A 24,828-nucleotide genomic window follows, 5' to 3' on the forward strand; every position below is an offset into this window, starting at 1 on the left:
TTAAGTCTGAACAAGGGGGATTATGATGCTGGAAGTGAAAGACGTCAGCAAGCTGTACAGCGAACGTCGAGGTGTTCACCATATCGACTTCTCTATGGCTCGCGGCGAAGTCGTGGGTTTTCTCGGCCCTAACGGCGCAGGGAAGACAACGACGATGCGAATGATAACGGGTTATTTGCATCCGACAAGCGGGAGTATTTCGATTGATGGCATTTCCATGGCGGATCATGGGGAACAAGCGAGAAGCAAGATAGGTTATTTGCCAGAAACGCCGCCGCTGTACCCAGATATGACGGTGAAGTCGTATTTGCGCTTTGTAGCAGATATTAGAGGCGTATCAGTTCGAGAGCGAAGCAAACGAATGGATGAGATGGTAGTCAGATTAGGCTTGCAAGGGAGAGAAACTCAGACTATTCGTGGGCTGTCCAAGGGATACAGGCAGCGGCTGGGATTGGCGCAGGCCATCATTCATAAGCCGGAACTGCTTGTGCTTGATGAGCCCACATCTGGTCTTGATCCGAACCAAATTGTCGAGATACGCCAGCTTATTCGTGAGTTGGGAGAGCAGCATACGGTACTGCTAAGTACACATATTCTTCCGGAAGTGAACGCGCTGTGCAACCGGGTTATTATTATTCACCAAGGGCAAATCGTTCTAGACGAACTGCCTGAACGGGTGGGAGCGGCGCTAGGTCAGGAAACGAAACTTCATCTAATCGTGAAGGGCCCTGCTTCAGAGGTAGTAGATGCGGCAACAAATGTGCCGAAGATTGCTCATATTGAGTCTGAAAGCCATGATCAAGAGGTTCATCTTTGCATAACCTCGACAGAACAGGCGGATGTAAGGGAAGCCCTATTCTTTGCTTTGGCGAATGCAGGGTTCCCAATTCTCGAAATGAAGCGGGAATCAACAAGCCTGGAAGATGTGTTTACAAGATTGACGACAGAGGAGGAGTCTGGGGATGCGTAGATGTAGCGCGATATTTCGCAAAGAAATGCTTGCATATTTCACATCGCCGACATCCTATGCGGCCTTTGCGGTGTATGTGCTGATTTCCGGGATTATGTTCTATTTGAATTTTGTTTTGTTTCAGCCGAGTATCGTTGACTTCCGGCTTGTAACGGGTAATACGACTTTTATGTATATCTTTGTCGTCCCCCTGCTGACGATGCGGCTATTCGCAGATGAGTTCCGCCATGGTACAGATGAACTGCTGCTCACTTCACCTGCGCGAATAAGTGAAATTGTGCTTGGCAAATATGCAGCGGCATGTGTCTTAATGGTTGTACTGGTCGGATTTAGTTTGGTCTATCCATTTGTCATGTCGTTCTTTGGAAAATTGGACATGCCTGTGCTGATGACTTCAGTACTTGGCCTGCTGCTGCTAACGATTGCCATGGCATCCATTGGCTTATTCGCATCTGCACTGTCTGAGCATCAGATGGTAACTGCCATTGCCGCATTCGTGATCCTGCTGATGTTCTGGCTGTTAGATTCCGTATCGTCATCTGCCGTCGGCGATTGGATTGCTCCTTTTTCGATGAACAACCGGCTGCAATCCTTTATGAAAGGGGTACTGAATGGATCCGACGTACTCTTTTTCCTAACACTTGCGCTTGTGTTCGTTGTGCTGAGCATCCAAGTGCTTGAAAGAAAACGGTGGAGGTAACGAATGATGAACAAATGGCTGCGAAGAACGAATGCGGTTGTGCGATCGGCTGCCGTTCTCGGAATATTTGTGTTGTTGACTTATTTTTTGGAATCAATGACGGGTTGGCAATGGGATGTAACGAAGAACAAGTCTTTTACACTGTCCGAGCAAACGACTACGGCTTTATCTTCGATCGAGGATAAGGTGAATTTGAAGCTGTTCTATACGCCGCAGGATGATGCTGTTCTTGTTAGGGAGGTTGCTGACATGGCGGAGCAGTATGCGAAGCGGAATAAGCATATTACGTTCGAGCAGATTGATTTAATGAAGGAACCATCCTTAGCTCAGCAATATGGGCTAGCAGGGAGCTCCCTTGTGTTCGAGCGCGGGACGAAGCGCAAGACGGTGGGATTGTATGAAATGTTCAGCAGTGGTGAAGGATACGGGGCTTATCGTTTCAGCGGTGAGGAAAAAATGACGCAAGCAGTAAGAAGCTTGACCAATGATCATAAATCGACAGCTTACGTACTGTCTGGACATGAAGAACTGCCGTTATCGCAAATATCTGCACTTCGCTCAAGTCTGGAAGAGGACAATATTCAAGTGAAAGAACTGAACCTGTATCGAGAGGGCGCAATCCCGCAAGACGCGGATATTGTCATGATGCTGGGAGCCAATAAGGATATAACGGACAAGGAAGCGAAGCTGCTGCAGCAATATGTGGACAACAAAGGGAAACTGTACATTGCGCTCGGCTTCAATCCGGACATGGCTAAGTCGTGGAAAAATATCGATGGTCTGCTGAAGCATCTAGGTGTGACAAACAAGCATGCAGTCGCTGTCGAGCCGAAGAAGAGCACGCTGTATGATCCTTTTACAATTGTGCCTGAATACGGAGAGCATGAATTAACATCCAAGTTGTCGCAATATAATTTGCTTACGCTGCTTACACTTGGCCTACATTTGGATGCAGTGGGAACAGATAAGCTAAAGGTGGAGCCTATCTTGAAGACTTCCGCCAACTCCTATGGTGAAACAGATATTCCTCGCCTTATGCAGGAGGGGAGTGAGCGTGATGCTAAGGATATTGCGGGCCCATTGACATTGGGAGCAGCTGTGACGACTACAGATGGGAAGCCGAAGGCAGTCATTGTCGGTGGTTCCAGCTATGTTGAGGATCAGAATCTCTATACGCAGGGCAATCGTGATTTTGCATTGAACAGCATGAACTGGCTGCAAGGCAATCAAGATCAAGTGACGATTCGTCCACGGGAAAATGAAGCGTACCAAATCGCCTATCTCACGCCTGGGCAAGGTAAAACGATACTTTGGACGACAGTTATCGGCTTCCCTGTACTCCTGTTAGGGATCGGAGCTGCATTATGGTGGAGAAGGAGAAGGGCTGCATGAACAAGAATACGCAAGTAAAGAAGCTTATTCCAACCTTGCTGCTGGTGCTCGTTTTTATTGCCGGCTATGTATATGCTTCTTCTCATGATTTCTTCCGTAGTAAGAAGGAGGATACATCCGTGTCGCTCTTATCGCTACAGGAGCAGGACGTAAATTCTTTTACAATAACAGGAGCGGAAGACGGCTCTAAGGTATCGTTTCATAAGAAAAATGGACAATGGGGGATGACTGAGCCTAACGCATATCCGCTCAACACTTATCCAGTACAGGATTGGCTTTCTCTTTTGACGAAGGCGAAGGCAGAGTCTGTCGTAGAGGAACAGGCCAATCATTTAGAGAAATACGGACTGGATCAGCCAGCATGGACGTTTGAGGCAATCGGTGCAGACGGAGCGAAGTATACGATCAAGATTGGCAATGAATCGCCGATTTCGGGCACCTATTACGCTTTGGTGAATGATCAAGGCAAGGTATATCAAGTCTCGGAATCCGAATGGTCGGGACTGAAGCGGAGTACGTATGATTTCGTGCTGAAGGAGCCGATTACCTTTCCGCTTGAACGTGTAGAACAGTTCGTGTGGAGCTATGGAGGCAAGACCTATACATTGAACCCATTGAAGGAATCCAAGCCTTCACAAGCGGATAAAAAACAGGATACAACTACAGCAGGTGAGGGGAAATCCGATCAAGCTGAACAGACAGAGCAAACCGAGCTGGATTGGCAGCTTCAGGGCAAGCCCATTACGGAGGATAAGGCTTCTGTGCTTATGAATCAGTTTCGGGATTGGTCTACGAATGAGCTTCCGAAGCAAAAAAAGAACTTTTGGGCGGAAAACCCCGCAATCCGGATTGGAAGCTCGAACTGTCCTTAAAGCCTGATGAGATCAGCTCAGCGGAGAAAAAGAGCTATGAAGGGTATGTAATAGGGGATAAGGTATGGATCATCCCTCAGGGCGAAGCATGGGCCTTTGCTGTTCCGAAGAATGCGTTTGACGAGACATGCAAGGCCTGGATAGACTCTGGAGTGGAAAAAGCAGAATAGCGTAGTTGCACTTTATAATAACCCGGTTATGAAAAAACATAGCCGGGTTATTTGTGCAGGATTCATTTTAGTAGGGAAACAGGGAAATCACAAATGGTCACGTCCGTAATTCCGGCCAGCGCATCAGTAATATCGACTGCGAAAAACCCCCGCCAAATCCGTACAACAAGGTGAGTGCTCCTGGAGTTAGACGTCCGTCACGTAATCCCTCAGCGATGGCTAGCGGGATACTGGCTGCGGATGTATTACCGTAATACTGAACACTTGTGAGGGTACGCTCCAGCGGAATCCCACTGCGTTCGCAGATTGATTCGATCATCCGCAGATTAGCGCTGTGTGGCACAAAGATATCAATTTGCTCTGCTGTATATCCAGTATCATACAGCAATTTTTGGATGCCTGCAGGAACTTGGCGGAGTGCCCACTTCAGAACTTCACGCCCGTTTTGAACTAAAGTGTTGTCAGGCTTCATCTCTACATCGCCAATCCGATCGGCGACAGCCTTTCGATGCAATATCCCGCCTAAATCTCCTGTCGTCAATGATCCAGAAGCAAGGAAACAAGATTGCTGCTCAGCAGTGCCAGCCTCCAGAAGAATCGCTCCAGCCCCATCTCCGAACAAGATGCAGGTGCTGCGATCCGCATAGTCAACCGTACGGGTCAGAACCTCTGTGCCAATCACCAATACTTTCCGATGCATGCCCGCATCAATGAGTCCTATTGCCAATTGCATGGCACTAACAAAACCTGCACAGGCATTCGATATATCCAGTGCCATTGCATGAGGAATGCCAAGTCTACCTTGAATGATGCCAGCCGTGCTCGGGAAGAAGGCGTCTGGTGTTGATGTAGCTACAAGCACCGCATCAACCGTATGAAGATCAACATGATACGTGTCGGCGAGATTTCTAGCAGCTTCGTAAGCAAGATCGCTGGCATAGGTTCCTTCATCAACAATACGGCGTTCAATCATGCCCGTTCGTTGAACAATCCACTCATGATTCGTATCGACCATTTGCGACAGATCCTCATTCGTTAAACGGCGTTCAGGCACAAAGGTACCAAAAGCTGTGATTTGGGCTTTCGTATGAAGCTTAACCGTTTGCATAGGGTATATCCTCTCCTAATCAATGATGGGTTATAGGCTGAATAATCCGTTTCATAATGAGGGCATGTGAAATTGTGAAATAAAATTAGTATCTGGTACTATGTCCTAATACTAAAATAATACGTTTCACGTTAATTATTGTCAATCCAAGCTTCTGTTCTCATTAGTATTATCCTAACATTCCTCATTCTGTTAAAAGCTTCATGATGAAAGTCAAGGAGTGGAATTATCGGAAAAACCTATCGGCATAACATTAGAGCGTCGGCGCATGCTAAAGTTGGTGGCACCCCAATTATGAACTGAACAAGGAGGAACATTGATGCAAGCAAAAGCAGTTCTGCTAACGTTGACGGCAGCATTAGTGATGACAATGGGGATTACAGGTTGTGGAAATAGAAATATGTCCACGAAGAGTGTGCGCCAGCATAATTATGATGGCATAAATCCACTTGGAACGGATCATCGTTACAATGCGAACCGTTACAATACGAACTTCCAAGGCGACGGTTTGCGCTCTTACAGCAATGATTTCGGCCCAGACGGTTACCGTTCTAACAACTACAACTACGGCAACGGTACTTATCGCAACTATGGCTACAATCGAATGGACGGCTTCAATCGTACGGACGGCTTCAATCGTATGGATGGAGGCCGCTATGGAGCTCATTCGGTAAATAAGATGGAAATGAACCAAAAGATTGCGAAAAAACTGACATCTGTCAAGGGCGTAAAGTCGGCACATGTTATGTTGACGAACAATAATAATGCTTATGTGGCGGTCGTTACGGATCACACAACATCCGGCATGAAGAGCAAAAGCTTCCCAGCCGGCCATGGGCAAGGTCCTTACTCTGCAGGGAACTTGGGTACGTATGACGGCACACCTGCTGGAAATGATAATATGCCTGCTTCAGTCAAAGAACATATTGCCAACGTTGTGAAGAAAGAAGCTCCGAACTGTAATAATGTGTATGTATCTGCGAATCCAGACTTCGTCAACCGCATGAATGATTACAGCAAGCAAGCGGCTGCCGGACATCCAATCGCAGGGTTTACTAATGAGTTCCAAGAACTGGTGTACCGTTTGTTCCCAACAAATGCTGCGAGCCAATCTTACAATCAACCGACTCGCATTCATAACATGGCACCAGGAACTCGCTAATTTTCGTTCCGAACGGACTTCATTCCTCACAACTGCTGAGGACGGAGTCCTGTTTACATATTCGCACATAAGGCTTAGCATTCGTCATGCAAGCGGAATTATACGTGAAATGCATCTTTCCACCACATAAGTAAGCCCATTTTTGAGCAGTACCGCACCAAGTGTAATGACCCTTCATAGTATAAATTTGACTGTATCCCTTAACCTTGTTAAATTACAAAAACTCGGGCAAGGAGGGGTGACACTTGAAGGGTAGCGATCACAAAAATAAGTTTCTACTGACTAATCGTGAGCGCGAAGTTTTTGAATTATTAGTTCAGGACAAAACGACCCGTGACATTGCGCAGCAGTTATTCATCAGTGAGAAGACCGTTCGAAATCATATTTCGAATGTGATGCAGAAATTGAACGTAAAAGGTCGTTCGCAAGCGGTTGTCGAGCTAATCAAGCTTGGGGAGTTAAAAATCTAACAATAAGCTAAGCCCATCGCCCTGACAATTCAGCCTTCTGGAACATATCGCTTGATGTGGGAAGAAAGGTTCTCTGAGAGTAGGTCCGAATGACAGACTCGGATAGATTCGAGCGTATATCCATGCTGCAGTAGAACGAGCATCGTGGCCCATACGCTTTATTTTTTGTTCCGATGGTCATGCCCTGCAATCAACAAATGGCTTCCCGAAGTACGATGATGCGCATCGATCGGGAAGCCATCTTTTTTTCCTATAGGCTTGTTTTCTAAAAATAACTTACATATGAGTGCTGCCCTTCACCCATACGCGTTCGATATTCAAATCAGCATCTGTCCATACTAAGTCAGCTTGTTTGCCAACTTCGATGCTGCCGGTAAAGCTGTCGATTCCGATTTGCTTCGCAGGATTCAAGCTTGCAAGACGCGATACTTCATGCAGCGGAAGTCCTGTGAATTGAATCATATTTTTGACAGCTTGAATCATCGTAAGCGTACTGCCGGCGAGCGAACCGCCCTCAGTCAGGCGGCATACGCCTTCTTTCATCGTTACCGCGAGGCCGCCCAGGTCATACTGGCCATCTGGCATACCTGCTGCAGACATAGCATCTGTAATCATTACAAGCTTGCCGGAAGTCTTCGTACGACTTAGCATTTTGATACAAGCCGGATGCACGTGAATGCCATCAGAAATGATCTCAGCTGTAATCCGGTCATCTGTCAGCACAGCGCCTGCTACACCTGGATCGCGGTGATGAATCGGCGTCATGGCGTTAAAGGTATGAACCGCTTGATTCAAGCCTGCATTTGCTGCGGCTGTTACTTGGTCGTACGTTGCGGCCGTATGCGCGGCTGCAGCATTTACGTTGTGAGCGCGCAGCCAGCGAATGGCTTCTGTGGCGTTGGCGCGCTCAGGAGCAAGGCTGACCTGCTTCATTAATCCAGGGAAGCGTGCATGCCAATCCTCGAACCAATCAATTTGAGGGTCGATCATGTAGATTTCGTTCTGCGCTCCCTTGTACTTCGGATTCACGAACGGGCCTTCCAAGTGAACGCCTGCCAGTTGAGTGTATTTCATACCTTGCTTCATATAAGCATCAACGGCTGCCATAACCTGATCCAATGCTTCATGAGATTGCGTCATGGAAGTAGCAAGCATAGCCGTTGTACCATGCTCCATATGGAACTTCGTAATCTTATTATAGGATTCAGCGTTAGCATCCATGAAGTCTGCGCCGAAGCCTCCGTGAATATGCAAATCGATAAAGCCAGGGAGCACCCAGCCGCCCTTAGCGTCTACACTTTCCTTGCCCCAAGCATCTTGCTCGGGCTGTGGCAATTCCGACCACTTTCCAATAAAGGAAATCAGACCATCTTCTACCCGAACGACTCCATCATACAATACGCCGTTCGGTGTTACGACATTTGCATTGGTTAAGGTAAATGTTGAATTAGCCATGGAAATGTTGTGCAGCCTCCTTATCAAGCAGAACTACTACATTCGGATGAGTTTGCAAGAGCGATGCCGGTACTTCAGTCGTAACCGGGCCTTTAAGCGCACGATGTACAATGTCCGCCTTGTCCGCACCGCGAACGACGAGCATAATCATTTTCGCCTTCAGGATCGATCCTACACCCATGGTTACCGCTTGGGTAGGAACCTCATCAATAGAATTGAAGAATCGTTTGTTTGCTTGTCGCGTTTCTTCCTTCAATTGTACGAGATGTGTACCTGCATGCAGGTTTTGGCCTGGCTCGTTAAAGCCGATGTGGCCATTGTGGCCGAGGCCGAGCAATTGAAGATCGATAGATGCGTCAGCGAGCATCTCATCATACTGCTTGCACTCTTGCTCCAAGTCAGCTGCATTTCCGTTCGGTACACGAGTGTTGTCCTTGTTGATATCAATATGGTCGAACAATTGCTTGTTCATGAACGACATGTATGATTCCGGATGACCTTCAGGAAGGCCTACATATTCATCCAAATTGAAGGAACGTACATTTTTGAAGCTAACATGCTTTTTCTCATTCAAGCGAATCAGCTCTTGGTAGATGCCGATTGGCGTACTGCCTGTAGCTAAGCCGAGAACGGCGTTTGGCTTCGTTTGAACCAGGCTTGCAATGATGCCTGCACCAATTTGGTTCAATTCTTCATTCGTTTGGAAAGTCAAGATGTTCATTAGTAGGTTTACCTCCCTTTATCTTTACGGTACTTGCGTACCATGCGATACGACTGCTCAAGCTTCGGAATATGATCATCGAATTTCTCACTAACCATTCCGGCGAACAAGATATCGATGATGTGCAACTGTGCGATGCGTGAAGCCATATCGCCTCGGCGCATGCCCTCCTCCAAGGAGGAGGCGGATAAATTAATATCGGCCAGGGATGCTAGGCGGTAGGCGCCGACCTTCGTAAGTGAGATAGTCGTCGCTCCGCGCTCCTTCGCGCATTGCAAGGCATCAATCGTTTCTGGTGTTTCTCCGGAATAGGAAATGGCGAACGCCACATCCTGCTCATTCAAATTGGCGGCAGATGTAATCTGCATATGCGGGTCAGAGAAGCAGGTTGCACGCTTGCCTACGCGAATCAGCTTCTGATAGAAATCCAAGGCTACAATGCCGGATGTCGCCATCCCGTACATATCGATCTGTCTTGCCGCCTGGAAGGCGCGCATGGCACGTTCCAGTGTGATCATGTCTAACAGCCGCGTCGTGTCGGATATCGAGCGAATATGATTGGACTCGATGGCCGTAACAATATCGCGCAGCGGATTGCCTGCGATAATGTCCTGATAGGAGAGTGGAGTGGATTGCTGTGCCATATCGGCTGCCAGCTTCGTTTTGAAATCCGGATAACCCCGAAAATGAAGGGATTTGCAAAATCTAGTGACGGTTGCGGGTGAAGTGCCGGACTGTTCAGCCAGCTCCGTGATGCCCATCGTCACTACATTACCCGGAAATTGCAAAATATAGTCCGCCACTTTGCGCTCCTGCGGATGGAAATCCTGAACCTGCTGCCGAATCGCGTGCAATATGCTAGACAAAAACAATCATCCTCTTACATCAATATGGTGAAAATAATTTTAGTGATAAATCTCATAATCATGAAAATAATTTCAATATCATCATAGTCAATCTATAGCAGAAACACAAGGAAGTTATGCAAAATACCACAATTTCCTCACAACTCTTGCCCCAATCACTTGCCTGATTCGGCATGGTTGTCCAATTGACGCTGTTCTCGGAAATCGCTTGGGGCGATGCCGAGACGATTTTTGAAGGTACGATGGAAGTACGAATAGCTCTGGAATCCGCACATTTCAGCAATCTGCTCCAGCGGCATATATCCGTGCAGAATCCGCTCGCATGCCATCGTCAATCGTAGTTGAATGGCATAATCCATGACGGATTGATGGAACGTTTCTTTGAAAATATGAGAGGCTCTCGAGACGCTGAGCTGGACACGGTCTGCAACATTTTGCAGGGTGAACGGCTCGGTTACATTCATCTCAATATAATGCTTCATGTGATGGGCGACCTGCTCTGTTCGATTTCGATTCAAATAGGAGGGATGTGCCCGCTCATTCAGTGTTCGCTCCAGCATGCGGAAGTACGCGAAGCTTAGGTGTTTAACAATATCGTTCATGTTGTGGCTTCCGTACAAACGCTGCTCCTGCATAATCTCCCGCCAAATGGAAAGGAGGCGATCATCGATTCCGATGTCTGCCTTTCCGAGCGGTTTCATCTGATTCCACCATTCCTGTATCCAAGGCCCATTTAAGATAAAATAATAGTCCAGGCTATGAACCTTTTTATGGGGAACGCCAGTTTCAGGCTGGCGATAACCAATCTTCAAGTCATAGTGGCTGCCTGGAGCCAGCATTAGCATATCGCCAGGCTTGAATTCGACATATCTTTCATCAAGCCAAACATGGGCATTGCCCTCTAGCTGAATCCGAATGAGATAATGCTCCAGCTTCGGTATGCCGAGCGTGAATGGCTTGGTGTGTCTGGCATGTCCAGAGTACATAATTGTAAATTCTTCTTGTTTGACAGCAGGTTCAGTCATATTTTCCTCCGCGGTGCCTATAATTCAGAATCCTCGCTTCTTTTACAAAGAGTATAGCAAAGATAGCAAGATTGTTCATGTTAAAAGGATATCCTTCATTCACACCCAATTTGCAATGTGGCACAATGAAGTCAGCTCATTGAAAACCTTTTCAAAAAACAACTTGATATCATTATCTTTCATAAAGATTCATACACAAAATGAGGTGGATCCATTGAAAATTGGAGTGCAGCTTTATACCTTGCGCGACGATATGGGCAGAGACTTTATCGGAACGCTGGAGCAAGTGGCAGCTATGGGCTATGAGGGAGTGGAATTTGCAGGTTACGGTGGATTGACGCCAGAGCAATTGGCCAGCGAACTGAAGCGGTTGAACTTGAAGGCAGCAGGTTCGCACGTCAGCATCGAGCAATTGACAGATCATTTGGATGAGCAGATTGAAATGAATCTTGCTATTGGCAACCGTAACATCATTTGTCCAGGTATCCCGAAGCTGCATGAGGCCGATGAAGACATATTGAATGAGTCAGTAAGCAAGCTTGAGGCTGTCGCTGAACGGCTTGCAGTTCATGGGATGAAGCTGGGCTATCACAATCACGGGTATGAATTCGAAGCGAAAATCGGGGATGAAACCGTATTTGACTTGCTGTTTGGCAAGTTGCCCGGAGACAAGCTGTTCACTGAGCTGGACGTATGCTGGGTGAAGCATGGCGGATATAACCCGCTCGAGATCATCAATCAGTATTCAGGCCGTGTTCCTTTCATTCACTACAAGGATTTGAAGTATGATGACAATGGCAATCCAATGACGATGGAGCTTGGTCAAGGCGAACTCGACCTGGTAGCTGTAGCACAGGCTGCACGTGCAGCAGGAACGGAATGGCTGATTGTCGAGCAGGATGATTGTCAGCGCGCTCCGCTTGATAGCGTGCGCGGCAGCCGTGAATGGATTAAGGACAATCTTGGGCTGTAACACGAACTTCAAGAGGTGCGTGCCTCTACAAATAGAACGATAAATTTTTTATCTTATATCAATTTAATTCACTTTTCTGGGAGGAATGGATTCATGTCCAAGGTTTATAAAATTGCAATCATCGGATGCGGCGGCATTGCGAATGCCAAGCATATGCCAAGTCTGGCGAAGCTGAACAATGTGGAAATGGTAGCATTCTGCGACATCATTGAAGAGCGCGCGGCAGAAGCCAAAGAGAAATACGGCACGGCAGATGCGAAAATATATACGGATTATAAAGAAGTTTTGAAAGATAACAGCATCGACATCGCGCACGTATGTACGCCGAACGACTCTCATGCTGAAATTACGATCGCTTTCTTGGAGAGCGACAAGCATGTTCTGTGCGAGAAGCCAATGGCGAAGAAGGCAGAAGATGCACGCCGTATGGTTGAAGTGGCAAAGCGGACGGGGAAGAAGCTGACTGTCGGATATAACAACCGTTTCCGCAGCGACAGCCGCTACTTGAAGAGATTGTGTGAAGACGGCACATTTGGCGACATCTATTTTGCTAAAGCACATGCCATCCGCCGCCGTGCGGTTCCCACATGGGGCGTATTCCTGGATGAAGAGAAGCAAGGCGGAGGTCCGCTTATCGACATCGGTACCCACTCGCTCGACCTGACATTGTGGATGATGGACAACTATGAGCCGCATATTGTGCTCGGCAAAGCTTACCATAAGCTGAGCAGCCGCGAGAATGCAGCAAACGCTTGGGGGCCGTGGGATCCAGAAAAATTCACGGTAGAAGATTCCGCATTTGGTATGATCGTGATGAAAAACGGCGCGACCATTATTTTGGAATCAAGCTGGGCGCTGAACGTGACTTCCGGTATTGAAGCGAAGTGCACACTTTGCGGTACAGAAGGCGGAGCGGACATGAATGACGGTCTGTCTATTAATGGCGAAAAGTATGGCCAGTTGTATGAACAAAAATTCGAGCTGAACGCTGGCGGCGTTGATTTCTATGAGGGTGCTTCTGAGAACCCGCCAGATGTAGAGATGCGCATGTGGATCGACGCGATTGACAATGATAAGACACCAATTATTACGCCTGAGCAAGCTTGCGTGGTTTCGGAGATTCTAGAAGCGATTTACGAATCTTCCCGCACCGGCAAAGCAATTTACTTTGACTCAATAGCGTTGCATTAAATTTCAGACCTAATTACAAATTCTAAATTGTACTAAAAATGTTAAATTATCGACGTCCATTCAAAGAAAAAATCTCCATAATTAGGGGAGCAGGTAGTCCTGTCCAAATCCCTAATCATAGGAGATCGTACATGGACAAGGATACACTACTTTCATCATTTGGTAAATGGGTCGCACCACTAAATGCACAAATCATTTCAGATTGGACGGATAAAACCGGCGAAGATAAGTACGTTAAAAAGCTGCATTCACTGGCCTATCTCTTGATCTTTATGGATGCACAGCTGCAGCAGCGAGACTGTTTACGAACTATCGTTACTGAATTGCAGTGTAACGAAGCGTTCCAGAAAGAACTTGGAATTACGTCCATAAGCACCTCACAGCTATCAAGGAAAAACAACAAGCTTTCCAGTGAGGTTTTGCAAAGCATATTTGCGGATCTGGTCTTGAAAATCAGCGAGCACAGCCGTCCTGCTTCAGGGCGAATCGGCACAGTAAAATTGCTAGATTCCACGACGATGAGCCTATGTTTAAGTAAATACAAATGGGCAACGTACCGAAAAACAAAATCCGGTGTCAAACTTCATTTGCGAGTAACCTTTTGCGATCCGGACACGGTTTATCCAGAAAAGGCAGTGCTTACACCTGCGAAGCCTGCGGATCGTACTCAAATGGATGCTCTTATTGATGAAACCGGAGCCACCTATGTGTTCGATCGCGGCTATGTCGATTACAAGAAGTATGATCATTACTGCAGGGAAGGCATTTTTTTCGTAACTCGTTTGAAGAACAACGCGGTCGTGGAGACGCTCTCCGAATTTCCAGTAGCCGAAAACTCCTTGATCCATCGGGATCAAATGGTTCGAATCGGTAAAGGAAAGAAACAGATGGAAGAGGCATTGCGACTTGTAGAAACGACCGATTTAAAGGGTAAGCTGATCCGCATCATTAGCAATCGCTTTGATTTAACAGCAGAAGAGATCAGTGAGCTGTATCGCAATCGTTGGAAGATAGAAACATTCTTCCGTTGGGTTAAACAGCATCTGAAGCTGACGCGTTTCTATGGAGAGCAAGAGAACGCGGTATGGAATCAGATCCTCATTTGTTTGATCGCATATAGCCTTCAGCTCTTGATGAAAATGGAGCTTGGTACAACGAAGAGCTTATTAGATCTACATCGACTACTTATCTCAATGCTGTATCAGCCCTGGGAAACGTTCAGAGAAGCTGTTTTTCGGAAGCCTGCTCGCACTTCCAAAGGTCGGCAGAAAGTCGTAAAGACCTAAGATTCAGGAAAATAGTTCCTTGAAATGATAGATATTACCAAATGGGCGCGGCTACTTGCTTTCATAGAACCCTTAACTTTTTGGCTTATATGAAAGCAAGAAAACTGTAAATTATTTTATCTGCAACAATATCTTTCCTTTAATATTTGCAGTGGGATTCTTTTATGCAACGCTATTGACTTTGACTAAATCGGTAAGAAGACAACGAAGGCGAGCTTACTGAGAACCGAAGGAGGCAAAGAACGGTTATGAAATTAGGTGTATTCTTAGTATTGTACGGACAATTGCCCTTGGAAGAGGCGCTTGATACGGTAGCGGCCAAAGGCGTAGAGGCAGTAGAGATCGGTACTGGCGGTTATCCGGGCAACAAGCACTGTAATCCGCATGAGCTGCTGGCTAGCGATGCGAAGCTCAAGGCTTTCAAGGAAGCAGTTGCTTCCCGTGGTTTGACGATTAGCGCATTGAGCTGTCATGGCAATCCACTGCATCCGCAGAAGGATATTGCAAAGCAATATCATGACGACTTCATCGCTACGCTGGATTTGGCTGCCAAGCTGGATGTGCCGGTGGTGAACGGCTTCTCCGGCTGCCCAGGCGACCATGAGGGCGCGAAATACCCGAACTGGCCGGTAGCGCCATGGCCTAATGACTATCAGGAAATTTTGGACTGGCAATGGAATGAGAAGGTCATTCCTTATTGGACAGAGGTTGGCAAGCTAGCAACTGAACGCGGCTTGAAAATCGGACTTGAGCTGCATGGCGGCTTCTCGGTTCACTCTCCAGGCACTATGCTCCGTCTGCGTGAGGCAGCAGGCGAAGCGATTGGAGCGAACCTTGACCCAAGCCATATGTGGTGGCAGGGCATCGATCCTGTTCAAGCGATCCGCATATTAGGGCAGTCAAATGCGATTCATCATTTCCATGCGAAGGATACGACAATTGATCCTGTGAACGTGCATAAGCACGGGATTACAGACATGCAGCCTTATACGATGATGTTGGATCGCGCTTGGCAGTTCCGCACGGTCGGTTATGGTCATGATATGAAGACATGGGCGGATATAATTAGTGCTCTCCGTCTTGTAGGCTATGACTATGTTGTCAGTATTGAGCATGAAGACGGCTTAATGTCGGTTGATGAGGGCTTCACGAAGGCAGTTGAGAATGTGAAGCCAATTCTGATGAAGGAACCGCTTGGCGAGATGTGGTGGGTATAATCGAAAAATAAGGTGTACTTGCATCGCATCTTCCTCGTTCTCGTCCATAAGGGGATGTTAGGGAGATGCGTTTTGCTTTACGAACAATAGCAAATGTCTGTTCATGGATTTATATAATCGAATGGACGATTCGACTACAAAGGAGCATGCAGCGATGACAAAACAAAACGTAACGATCTGGAATGAGTACAGACATGAACAACACAACAAAACGGTAGCTGACATTTATCCGACAGGAATTCATACAGCTATCGGCGAAGGACTGGGTCAGGAGTTTCATGTGCGCTACGCAACGCTCGATATGCCTGAGCACGGTTTAACGGAGGAAGTATTGAATGATACCGACGTGTTAATTTGGTGGGGGCATAAGGCACACGACGAGGTGGACAATGCGATTGTTGAGCGCGTCTATCAACGCGTGCTCCACGGGATGGGACTGATTGTGCTCCATTCCGGACATTTTTCGAAGATTTTCAAGAAGCTTATGGGCACCGGCTGTGATTTGAAATGGCGCGAGGCGAATGATAAAGAACGGCTGTGGGTCGTATCTCCTGGGCATCCGATTGCAGAAGGCATTGGGGAATATATTGAGCTAGAAGCCGAAGAAATGTATGGAGAGCATTTCGATATTCCAGAGCCTGATGAACTGGTATTCGTCAGCTGGTTTACAGGCGGGGAAGTATTCCGCAGCGGATGCTGTTATAACCGCGGTATGGGAAAAGTGTTCTATTTCCGTCCAGGACACGAGACATATCCAACTTACTACAATGAGCAGATTCGTCGTGTAATCGCAAATGCAGTGAAATGGGCGAAGCCGTCGGAGCGTCCTTATCCGAAGTATGGGAATGCACAGCCGTTAGAGCCTTTGAATTAAGCATTTCGCAATTTAGGAAAGAAAGAGTGGGTATTTAACATGACATCAATAGATTCTACACAACCATTACGCGTCGGAGTCGTTTCGGCAGGGAACATATTCCGTGGGGCGCATATGCCCGCATTTCTCTCAAATCCACATGTCCAGATCGTCGCTGTGTGCGATCCGCACAAGCCATCTGCCTGCGAAGTTGCCGATCACATTGGTCAGGTTCGGATTTATGAGGATTGGCAGGAGATGCTTGAACGCGAGGAACTGGATATTATAGATATTTGCTCCCCGAATTACTTGCATGCGCCTGTTGCAATTGCTGCTTTAGAGAAAGGGCTGCATGTATTTTGCGAGAAGCCGGATGCGACAAACCCGGAAGATGCGCTTCGCATGCAGCAGGCTGCCGAGAAATCAGGCAAAGTGCTGATGGTAATGCGCAATAACCGCTTCCGTTCTCGTTCCCAATTTTTGAAGCAGTATATTGAGGAAGGCCAGATGGGTCAGTTGTATACGGGACGCTGCGGTTGGATTCGCAGATCAGGCATCCCAGGTGCAGGCGGTTGGTTCACGACCAAATCGAAATCCGGGGGAGGCCCGCTCATTGATTTGGGTGTGCACATGATCGATTTGGCTATTTGGTTGATGGGCAATCCGAAGCCTGTATCTGTATCAGGAGCAACATACCGCCATTTCATGGATAAGGCAGCGCCTGCTGCCAGTCGGGATACGTTCGATGTAGAAGACTTGGCGACTGGATTTATCCGGTTTGACAATGGAGCGACGCTTCAGCTTGAGGTAAGCTGGGCTTCTCATATTGAGAAGGAGCAATCGTTCCTTGAGCTGCGCGGGACAGAAGCGGGCTTTAGTCTGCATGACAATGAGCTTCAAATGTTCACTGTCGCAGCAGGCAAGCATATGAATATGAAGCCGGAAGGTTTCACAGACGGAGCGGGACATAAGGAAAATGTTGATCATTTTGTTGACGTCATCTTAGGCAAAGCGAAGCCTATATTTACTCCAGAACAAGGTGTAGATATGATTCGCATCCTGAATGCGATTTATGAATCGGCGGAGCTTGGCCGAGAAATTAGACTGTAATTTCATTCATTTTACTAACGCAACCTGAATGGCAAGGGAGCCTCATGCTTCCTCGCCATTCAGGTTTTTTTGCGTACAGCGAGCACATCCTAGTGCGAGATGCCTGCAGCATTAAGCTTTATCATCGAAATGGAGAATGCATCATGGAACAATAGACTTCTGAGTTCCAAGCTGCATAGTAGGCAGGATCAGAAGATGATATTCATTGGCTCGCGTGAAGGGTGGACACTGGAGGGGGAAGTATGGCATCCTGAAAAGGATTGAAGAATTGAAATGATGCAGCTCCTTAAAGTGCGAACCATTCTGTACGGATGAATACACACTGACCGCATTGAGCGGGGATCATTGCATGATGATTGCGTGCGCCGCAGAATGGCTCGTGAACGCATATTCATAAGAAAGATCACTTATGAAGACAGCGGCAATGCGTCTCGAGGACTAGGTAATGGCTATTAATGCGCTAAACCGAACATGTTCGTATAATCTGATCAAGGAAAAGCAAGGTGAACGCAATGGCTTGCTTCATTGCAAGTTCAATTAGGTGCGGTTTGCTAAAGCGGCAGTGTCCGGCATTGTGCTTATAGGGACAACGGAGCTTATTTGAAGAGAAATACAGAGGAGACGGAAATAACGGAATTTCACTTGGAAGGAGCCATCTCCATTGAAAAAGAATAGAATTCGGTCGACTATTTGGAAGCTAGTAGGGGCCGTTCTACTCACTGTAGTCATTTGGGTGGGTGCACATATATGGATGTCAGATACGAATCAGGTTTCAGCAGTGCCGCTCCAGCTGACGGGACAGGAATCCCCGCTCATGCTGTTTGTCACGAAGCACATGATGAGCGGAGAAGGGGGCATCTTCACGAATTTACGTGATGATCTGCCCGAATCGGAGCATCAGGCGGCCAATCATCAGATGCTGTCTGAATCAACAGGCTTGATGCTGCTGCATGCGGTACAAATCAACAACCGCAATTTGTTTGATAATCAGTTTTCCTTTTTGCAGCGGCGTCTATTAGCCGACAAGGGCTATATCCGTTGGCGGTATTCCCCTCGGCACGATCCGACGGCGGTGAATGCAGCAGTCGATGATTTGCGCATTGCACGTGCATTGCTTGAAGCGGATCGGGAATGGGGAATTGAAGAGGCGAGACGGATCGCGAAGGGGATCAGCAAGGCATTGCTTGATGGCAATGTGAGCAAGGATTACATGTTCGATCACTATGATTGGAAATTCAAATCCCGCTCGGCTTGTGTAACAATGTCTTATATGGATATCCATACGATGGGGATGCTTGCTGCGTTTGATAAGAAGTGGGAGACGGTTCGAATGAACAGTTTGAATCTGATGAAGGATTCCTCTTTGGGCAATGGGTTGTTTAGGGCCAATTGGAATCCTTCTACAGGTTTTTCCTCAACAGGGAAAATTAATATGATTGATTCCTTATATACCGCGCTTTATTTGGCGGAAGAGGGCGAGGATGTCAGTGCAACTATTCAATTTCTGAAACAGGAGTGGAGCAGAAACAAAGGGAAGATTCCGAGTGTGTATGCGGAGGATGGAAGTGTTCGAGAAGAATTCGAATCCCCATCGGTCTATGCGCTTGCGGTTAGACTCCTTCAGTACAAGGATGAGCATGAGCTTGCTGAGCAATTGAAGCACAGGATGTATGCATTTGCTGTACAGCACCCTTCATCCCCTAATTACGGTGGCTTTGTGGAAGAGAAGGACAACAGCGCTTATTCGTTTGATCAGCTCCAAGTACTGCTCACTGAAATCAATCCTGCCGGGAAGTAGAACGAAAGTGTGCAAGGAAAAGGGAAGTAATAGGGAATCGAACGAATAGGGAATAAGAATTTTTTTGCCTTTGCAATTAATAGGAAGGGGCTGCCTAGCGCTGATAATTACTTATCTGTCGGGCAGTCCTTTTCCATCATATGTGTAAACCCTGCAGCAGGGATGAGGCAAGAATCTTTGCATTTCGAACCCAACTCGATACAATGGAGTGAAGACTTAAATTGAGGTGAATGGTTATGAAAGAATGGTACGAGCGAAGCTTCGGTCGTGACTATTTGGTTGTATATAAGCATCGTGATTTTCAGGGTGCAGCTAAGGAAGTGCATCAGATGATGGAATGGCTGGAGCTTTCTCCTGCAGCGAGGGTACTGGATTTATGCTGTGGGATGGGCAGACATTCTCTTGCGCTTGCGGAAGTAGGGTACAAGGTGACAGGAGTGGATTTATCTGAGGTTCTTTTGAAGGAAGCGATTAAGCAAGATGAGATGCATGCAGTAACCTTCTTATCCGGGGATATGCGGGAGCTCCCAGTTAGCGGGCCGTTTGATGCCGTCGTGAATTTATTTACTTCATTTGGGTATTTTCAAGTGGACAAAGACAATGGAAAGGTATTCCATGAAATTAATCGGGTGCTTCGCCCAGGCGGACGATTTATTATTGATTTCCTAAATCCAAGCTATGTATCACAGCATCTGGTTCCAGAATCGGAGCGTAGGGATGAAGAGGTAACCATTCAAGAGCGCCGGTTCATTGAGGATGGGTTCGTGAAGAAGGAGATTACACTAACAGACGAGTCTACAGGGGAACGGCGCCATTATGAAGAAATTGTTCGTTTGTATGAATTGGCGGATTTTCATTCGATGATTGAACAGGCTGGGCTGCATATGGATAGGGTATATGGCGGGTATGACGGGTCGTTATATGATGAGTTTACTTCCTCCCGAATGATTATGGTTGGATCCCGTCCGGAATGAGATATTGAGATGTTGGTATGCTAGCACTGTTGATGATAAGATGGGAAAATAATGGCATGCGTGGTTCGTGATTGACTCAATCTAGTCTGGGGGGAACGCTAAGATGAAGTTTCAGCAAGTGAATGAGCATATCTTTCTGGTTCGAATGCCGCTTCCTTTCTCGCTTCGGTGGGTGAATACATATTTACTGCAAGGCTCAACCGGATGGACAATCGTCGATCCAGGTCTTCGAACTGAGGAAACAGAGGCTGCATGGCTTGATCTGATGGAAGAGTTGAATATAGAGGCTGGAAACACGGCTTCCATCGTCCTTACACACTATCATCCAGATCACAGCGGTATGGCAGGCTGGCTTCAGCAGCGCTTAGCTGCACCAGTATGGTTATCAGAAATCGGGTGGAGACATGTGGAACGGATGTGGGCTGGAACTGCTGCAATGACGATGGATATGCAGGATCTGTTCCACAAGCAGGGAGCGCCTGCAGAGGTTGTAGAATCAATTGGCATACATATGAATAGCTTTATCCCCCAAGTTTCTCCTTTGCCGGAAGTGTCCTTCATCAGAGATGGAGAACCATTGCTGTTGGGAGATAATTACTGGCAGCCAATAGAGACGGGTGGCCATGCTCCGGGGCATATGAGCTTCTATCATGCTGATTCGCGCATTATGCTGTGCGGTGATCACGTTCTGCCGCAAATTACGCCCAATGTTAGCCTTATGCCGAATAGTGATCCCGAGCCGCTGTACTCCTTCCTTATTGGGTTGGAACGGCTCGCTGCTTTCGATGTTGAACTGGCGCTTCCGGGACACCGGCATCCGTTTCCTTATTATAAGAACCGGACAGATGAGCTGATCCGGCATCATGAAGCACGGCTACAGGAGATGCAGGCCGCGCTTCATGAGCCGATGACGGCTTACGAGTTGTGCTGTATCAGCTTCGGTACGCTGGATCGTTTAACGGTGCATCAGTTCCGTTTCGCCATGGGTGAGACTCTTGCTCATCTCGTAGAGCTTAGACGTCGTGGCCTTGCCAATACGGACTCTGAGCAAGTCATAAGGTGGCAATCATCTTAGTGAATTACAAGGACTGCATTTCTTGTTCACGCTCTGCCTGCTTGCGGTGGGCAATCCGACTGCTTGCCGCTGCAGCAATTGCGCCTACGATGTCATCGAGGAACGTATGGATTTGTCCACTGTCCTTATTGTTCAAGCGCTCCAATATACCTGGCTTCAACTTGTCAACATAGCCATAATTGGTGAACCCGATACTTCCGTATACGTTGACTATGGAGAAGGCGAGTATTTCATCCACGCCGTACAATCCTTCATCATTCTCAATCATCTCTTGCAGCGCAGGTGTAAGCTTGCCCTCTTCTGCCATAATATCAAGCTGGATTCCGGTCAGGACGGCGTTTTGAACTTCGCGTTTGCTCAGCACCTGTTCCACATTGTAGATGCAGTAGTCTATTGTCAGTTCAGGGAAGTAATTCTGCTGCAGGAACATGACCAATTCTGCAATATCCTCTACACGAACTCCCCGTTTGCGCAGCCACTCGCGTGTTTCTGCTTCGACCTTCTCGCTGTCCAGGCTGTAGGCTTTGGCTGTTCTCGTGTCTTTTTGTTCTGACATGGAAGTCACCTCGATCTCTGATTCGTATTGCATGCTACCTACTCATTCTTCACCATAGCATGAGAAAGGTATATGACAATGATATACCCATTCCCTTCTCTCCTTACTCTTCCTTTTTGCTTTTTGAGGCTACAATGTATGAAACTACGTCATGTTTTGGACAGCCTTATCGTATATATAGGGGTATGACGAAGGGACGCCTATGCATGCACGATGTAGGTAGACAGGCTCCCGCAGATCACACGATAGATGCATAGAGGAGGTTGCTGCGCTTATGGTGCGGACAAAATATTTTCGACAAGGTGTACTGGCAGCAGTACTGATGCTGCCCTTTCTATTGACGGCTTGTGGTGGCACAAGCGGTGCAATCGATCCGCCGCCAGCAGATGTGGAAGCCAAAATGATGTCTGCAGCAGGAGGAGAGGGCGGTGCGGTTGATCGTGCTGTCAATCCAACTGATGCAGCGCAGCAGAAAGCAAATATGACGGTTTACGCTCAAGATCGCCATGGCTATTTGGCGCCCATTTCGTATCAATGGAGCTCTGAAGATCCTGCCGTTGTTGCCCAAGCATCACTGGAGATGCTTGTGAAGGATGGTGTGCATCAGGGAATGCTGCCTCCGGGATTTACCGCTACCCTTCCGAAGGGGACGAGTTTAAAGGTTACCCTCAAGCCAGAGCAGAAGACCGCATTGGTGGAGCTGTCCAAGGAATTTGCTTCATACGACAAAAACGATGAACGCAAGGTGATGGAGTCTATCGCCTGGACCCTTACATCGCTGCCAAATGTAGATCAGGTGCAGTTATGGATGGATTCCAAGAGACTGACCGAAATGCCGGTTGACCATACGCCGATGGACACCCCATTGTCACGCCAAATTGGGATTAATTTAGAGAAGGATCTATCGGTCAATTACCTGCACTCGATGCCGGTGACTTTATATTTCTCAAGCTACAGCGAAGAGGGAAGAGCTTACTTTATTCCTGTGACAAGATTGGTTGAGCCATCTTCTGATCCAGTGAGAACAACGCTCGAACAGATGATAGCGGGACCGTTGGACAAAAAATCGATGAACATGGTTGCAACCAAGGAAACGGAAATAAATGATATTGCGGTTGATGGCGATATGCTTACGATCGATTTGGCAGACACGATGTTCGAAAAAGGAGATCAAGTCCCTGCGGAGTTGGTTAAGGCTGTCGTTCTATCCCTTACAGAGCGCCAGGGCGTGAAGAAGGTGAAGTTGAAAATCAATGGCGATGTGGATATTCAAGGAACAGACAAGATAAACTATTCGGAGCCGGTTTCGCGGCCTGTTGTGAACATGGCTTGGAAAGGATAGATGCTTTTCGCCAAGCTCTTTGGTAGAATAGGGGATGTTACTTTTTACGGACGACAGTGGAAATGTAGGAGGCACTATTAAATGAGAAGCAACGGACGAAAGGCGGATGAACTCCGCCCAGTTACGATTCGAACTAACACGAACAAATACGCGGAAGGCTCCGTATTCATTGAAGTAGGCGACACGAAGGTGCTGTGCACGGCTACGGTTGACGAGAAAGTTCCTCCTTTTATGAAGGGGCAAGGCAAAGGCTGGATTACAGCGGAATATTCAATGCTCCCGCGTGCAACGCAGACACGCAACCAGCGTGAGGCGAATCGAGGCAAGCTAACCGGTCGTACGATGGAAATCCAGCGGTTGATCGGACGGGCATTGCGCTCGGTTGTTGATTTGCATGCATTAGGTGAAAGAACGATAACGCTTGATTGCGACGTTATTCAGGCTGATGGCGGTACGCGTACGACTTCCATTACCGGCTCCTTTATTGCGATGGCAATGGCGATTCATAAAGTAGCGAGCCAGCATTCATTAAATAAATATCCGATAACGGATTTTCTTGCATCGGTTAGTGTTGGAGTGATCCAAGGAAATACGCTGCTTGACTTGAATTATGAAGAGGATTCCACGGCGAAGGTTGATATGAATGTCGTGATGACAGGTCAGGGCAAGTTCGTCGAAGTACAGGGTACAGGGGAAGAGAGTCCATTTACGCGCGAAGAGCTTAACGGGCTTCTGGCCATTGCGGAGAAGGGAATCTTGGAGCTTGTTGAGATGCAGAAGGAGGCACTCGGCCCAATTGCGGACAAGATTGCTGCACGAGCAGCGTTAGAACGCGGAGAGGCGGCCGGACATGCATCTAGCAAGTGATACGATTATTGTTGCAACCAGCAACCAAGGCAAGCTAAAGGAATTTCAGCTTGCCTTCGCCTCGCTCGGCAAGCGTGTGCTCAGTATGGCCGACTATCCTCAATTGCCTGAAGTGGTAGAGGATGGGGATACCTTCAATGCGAATGCGCTCAAGAAGGCTAAGGAAGTGGCAGAAGCGATACAACTTCCTGTTCTTGCTGATGATTCGGGCCTTTGTGTAGAACGTTTAGCTGGTGCGCCTGGCGTATACTCCGCACGATATGCCGGTGGGCACGGGGATACGCAGGCGAATAATGCTAAGCTTCTTGAGGAGCTGAAGAAGCTGCCTGCTCGCCGCGTGGAGCACGATAAGCTGGGAGAAGCTTCGGAGCATGTGCTTAGTGCTGCGCAATTCGTTTGCTGCCTAGTACTGTATGATCCTGCAGAGCGGCAGTATGTCGATGTGACCGGTACATGTGATGGGTTCATCTTGGACGAGGCGCGCGGGGAACATGGCTTCGGCTATGATCCGCTATTTTACGTTCCTGCATTCGGCAAGACAATGGCGGAGCTGACTCCGGAGCAGAAGCAGAGCATTAGCCATCGTGGAAATGCAATTCGTATGCTACTTGATGTACTGCAGAAGGAGCACTCGCAAGTGTAACCATGTCAATCGAGCGTATTTCGAAGCGTGAT

General features: G+C 47.6%; 24 protein-coding genes. 18 read left to right on the plus strand and 6 right to left on the minus strand.

Going from position 1 to position 24,828, the window contains the following annotated elements; genetic code table 11:
- Positions 1–25 precede the first annotated feature (25 nt).
- The 4 genes from PAV_RS13750 to PAV_RS13765 are packed head-to-tail and all read left to right on the plus strand — an operon-like array spanning position 26 to position 3,934.
- Positions 26–970, plus strand: coding sequence for an ABC transporter ATP-binding protein (locus PAV_RS13750; protein WP_005547166.1), 945 nt, complete (start codon positions 26–28; stop codon positions 968–970).
- On the plus strand, positions 963–1,670 hold the full coding sequence (locus PAV_RS13755) for an ABC transporter permease subunit (protein WP_005547168.1): 708 nt from the start codon (positions 963–965) through the stop codon (positions 1,668–1,670). Before PAV_RS13750 ends, PAV_RS13755 begins: the two co-directional genes overlap by 8 nt.
- Positions 1,671–1,676: 6 nt before the next feature.
- Complete coding sequence (locus PAV_RS13760) at positions 1,677–3,062, plus strand: GldG family protein (RefSeq protein WP_040736025.1); 1,386 nt, start codon at positions 1,677–1,679, stop codon at positions 3,060–3,062.
- Entirely contained in the window at positions 3,059–3,934 is an 876-nt protein-coding gene (locus PAV_RS13765; protein WP_005547171.1) for a DUF4340 domain-containing protein, read from the plus strand. The genes PAV_RS13760 and PAV_RS13765 overlap by 4 nt, the downstream gene beginning before the upstream one ends.
- 267 nt (positions 3,935–4,201) lie before the next feature.
- Here PAV_RS13765 and PAV_RS13775 read toward each other — a convergent pair whose 3' ends face one another.
- Positions 4,202–5,212 carry a ketoacyl-ACP synthase III gene (locus PAV_RS13775; protein ID WP_005547172.1) on the minus strand — a complete coding sequence of 337 codons (1,011 nt, stop codon included), beginning with the start codon at positions 5,210–5,212 and terminating at the stop codon, positions 4,202–4,204.
- Positions 5,213–5,531: 319 nt separating this feature from the next.
- On the opposite strand from PAV_RS13775, the gene PAV_RS13780 reads away from it, so the two are divergent.
- Positions 5,532–6,374, plus strand: a complete 843-nt coding sequence (locus tag PAV_RS13780; protein ID WP_005547174.1) for a YhcN/YlaJ family sporulation lipoprotein — start codon at positions 5,532–5,534, stop codon at positions 6,372–6,374.
- A 245-nt stretch (positions 6,375–6,619) separates the two neighbouring features.
- Complete coding sequence (locus PAV_RS13785) at positions 6,620–6,844, plus strand: helix-turn-helix domain-containing protein (RefSeq protein WP_005547175.1); 225 nt, start codon at positions 6,620–6,622, stop codon at positions 6,842–6,844.
- Between the two features lie 276 nt (positions 6,845–7,120).
- Here PAV_RS13785 and nagA read toward each other — a convergent pair whose 3' ends face one another.
- The 4 genes from nagA to PAV_RS13805 all read right to left on the minus strand — a co-directional run bounded on the left by nagA (position 7,121) and on the right by PAV_RS13805 (position 10,911).
- Positions 7,121–8,299 carry an N-acetylglucosamine-6-phosphate deacetylase gene (gene nagA, locus PAV_RS13790; protein WP_005547176.1) on the minus strand — a complete coding sequence of 393 codons (1,179 nt, stop codon included), beginning with the start codon at positions 8,297–8,299 and terminating at the stop codon, positions 7,121–7,123.
- Complete coding sequence (nagB, locus tag PAV_RS13795) at positions 8,292–9,020, minus strand: glucosamine-6-phosphate deaminase (protein WP_005547177.1); 729 nt, start codon at positions 9,018–9,020, stop codon at positions 8,292–8,294. The genes nagA and nagB overlap by 8 nt, the downstream gene beginning before the upstream one ends.
- Before the next feature lie 8 nt (positions 9,021–9,028).
- Positions 9,029–9,886: a MurR/RpiR family transcriptional regulator gene (locus PAV_RS13800; RefSeq protein WP_005547178.1), complete on the minus strand. Its 858-nt coding sequence runs from the start codon at positions 9,884–9,886 to the stop codon at positions 9,029–9,031.
- 155 nt (positions 9,887–10,041) lie between these two features.
- Complete coding sequence (locus tag PAV_RS13805) at positions 10,042–10,911, minus strand: AraC family transcriptional regulator (RefSeq protein WP_005547179.1); 870 nt, start codon at positions 10,909–10,911, stop codon at positions 10,042–10,044.
- A 205-nt stretch (positions 10,912–11,116) separates the two neighbouring features.
- Here PAV_RS13805 and PAV_RS13810 point away from each other — a divergent pair, with 205 nt between their 5' ends.
- The 9 genes from PAV_RS13810 to PAV_RS13850 all read left to right on the plus strand — a co-directional run bounded on the left by PAV_RS13810 (position 11,117) and on the right by PAV_RS13850 (position 21,388).
- Positions 11,117–11,884: a sugar phosphate isomerase/epimerase family protein gene (locus PAV_RS13810; protein WP_157266896.1), complete on the plus strand. Its 768-nt coding sequence runs from the start codon at positions 11,117–11,119 to the stop codon at positions 11,882–11,884.
- A gap of 93 nt (positions 11,885–11,977) precedes the next feature.
- Positions 11,978–13,075, plus strand: a complete 1,098-nt coding sequence (locus PAV_RS13815) for a Gfo/Idh/MocA family protein (RefSeq protein WP_005547181.1) — start codon at positions 11,978–11,980, stop codon at positions 13,073–13,075.
- A gap of 131 nt (positions 13,076–13,206) precedes the next feature.
- Positions 13,207–14,361 carry an IS4 family transposase gene (locus tag PAV_RS13820; RefSeq protein ID WP_005543483.1) on the plus strand — a complete coding sequence of 385 codons (1,155 nt, stop codon included), beginning with the start codon at positions 13,207–13,209 and terminating at the stop codon, positions 14,359–14,361.
- A 248-nt stretch (positions 14,362–14,609) separates the two neighbouring features.
- On the plus strand, positions 14,610–15,578 hold the full coding sequence (locus PAV_RS13825; protein WP_005547182.1) for a sugar phosphate isomerase/epimerase family protein: 969 nt from the start codon (positions 14,610–14,612) through the stop codon (positions 15,576–15,578).
- Positions 15,579–15,732: 154 nt separating this feature from the next.
- Entirely contained in the window at positions 15,733–16,452 is a 720-nt protein-coding gene (locus PAV_RS13830) for a ThuA domain-containing protein (protein ID WP_005547183.1), read from the plus strand.
- A gap of 39 nt (positions 16,453–16,491) precedes the next feature.
- Positions 16,492–17,541: a Gfo/Idh/MocA family protein gene (locus tag PAV_RS13835; RefSeq protein ID WP_005547184.1), complete on the plus strand. Its 1,050-nt coding sequence runs from the start codon at positions 16,492–16,494 to the stop codon at positions 17,539–17,541.
- Positions 17,542–18,202: 661 nt separating this feature from the next.
- Positions 18,203–19,339 (plus strand): glycosyl hydrolase family 8, encoded by a 1,137-nt coding sequence (locus tag PAV_RS13840; RefSeq protein WP_005547185.1) that lies wholly within the window; start codon positions 18,203–18,205, stop codon positions 19,337–19,339.
- A gap of 236 nt (positions 19,340–19,575) precedes the next feature.
- A complete protein-coding gene (locus PAV_RS13845; RefSeq protein WP_005547186.1) occupies positions 19,576–20,313 on the plus strand; it encodes a class I SAM-dependent methyltransferase in 738 nt (245 codons plus the stop codon).
- Between the two features lie 103 nt (positions 20,314–20,416).
- Positions 20,417–21,388, plus strand: coding sequence for an MBL fold metallo-hydrolase (locus tag PAV_RS13850; RefSeq protein ID WP_005547187.1), 972 nt, complete (start codon positions 20,417–20,419; stop codon positions 21,386–21,388).
- Between the two features lie 4 nt (positions 21,389–21,392).
- On the opposite strand, the gene PAV_RS13855 is transcribed toward PAV_RS13850, so the two are convergent.
- Complete coding sequence (locus PAV_RS13855) at positions 21,393–21,944, minus strand: phosphatidylglycerophosphatase A family protein (RefSeq protein WP_005547188.1); 552 nt, start codon at positions 21,942–21,944, stop codon at positions 21,393–21,395.
- A gap of 274 nt (positions 21,945–22,218) precedes the next feature.
- On the opposite strand from PAV_RS13855, the gene PAV_RS13860 reads away from it, so the two are divergent.
- The 3 genes from PAV_RS13860 to PAV_RS13870 all read left to right on the plus strand — a co-directional run bounded on the left by PAV_RS13860 (position 22,219) and on the right by PAV_RS13870 (position 24,796).
- A complete protein-coding gene (locus PAV_RS13860) occupies positions 22,219–23,286 on the plus strand; it encodes a GerMN domain-containing protein (RefSeq protein ID WP_005547191.1) in 1,068 nt (355 codons plus the stop codon).
- Between the two features lie 81 nt (positions 23,287–23,367).
- Positions 23,368–24,153, plus strand: coding sequence for a ribonuclease PH (gene rph / locus PAV_RS13865; RefSeq protein WP_005547193.1), 786 nt, complete (start codon positions 23,368–23,370; stop codon positions 24,151–24,153).
- The gene (locus tag PAV_RS13870) at positions 24,137–24,796 is read left to right on the plus strand and encodes an XTP/dITP diphosphatase (protein ID WP_005547196.1); all 660 of its coding nucleotides are present in this window, start codon (positions 24,137–24,139) and stop codon (positions 24,794–24,796) included. The genes rph and PAV_RS13870 overlap by 17 nt, the downstream gene beginning before the upstream one ends.
- Positions 24,797–24,828 lie beyond the last annotated feature (32 nt).

Origin of the sequence: Paenibacillus alvei DSM 29, assembly GCF_000293805.1 — a bacterium.
GTDB classification, from domain to species: Bacteria; Bacillota; Bacilli; order Paenibacillales; family Paenibacillaceae; genus Paenibacillus_B; species Paenibacillus_B alvei.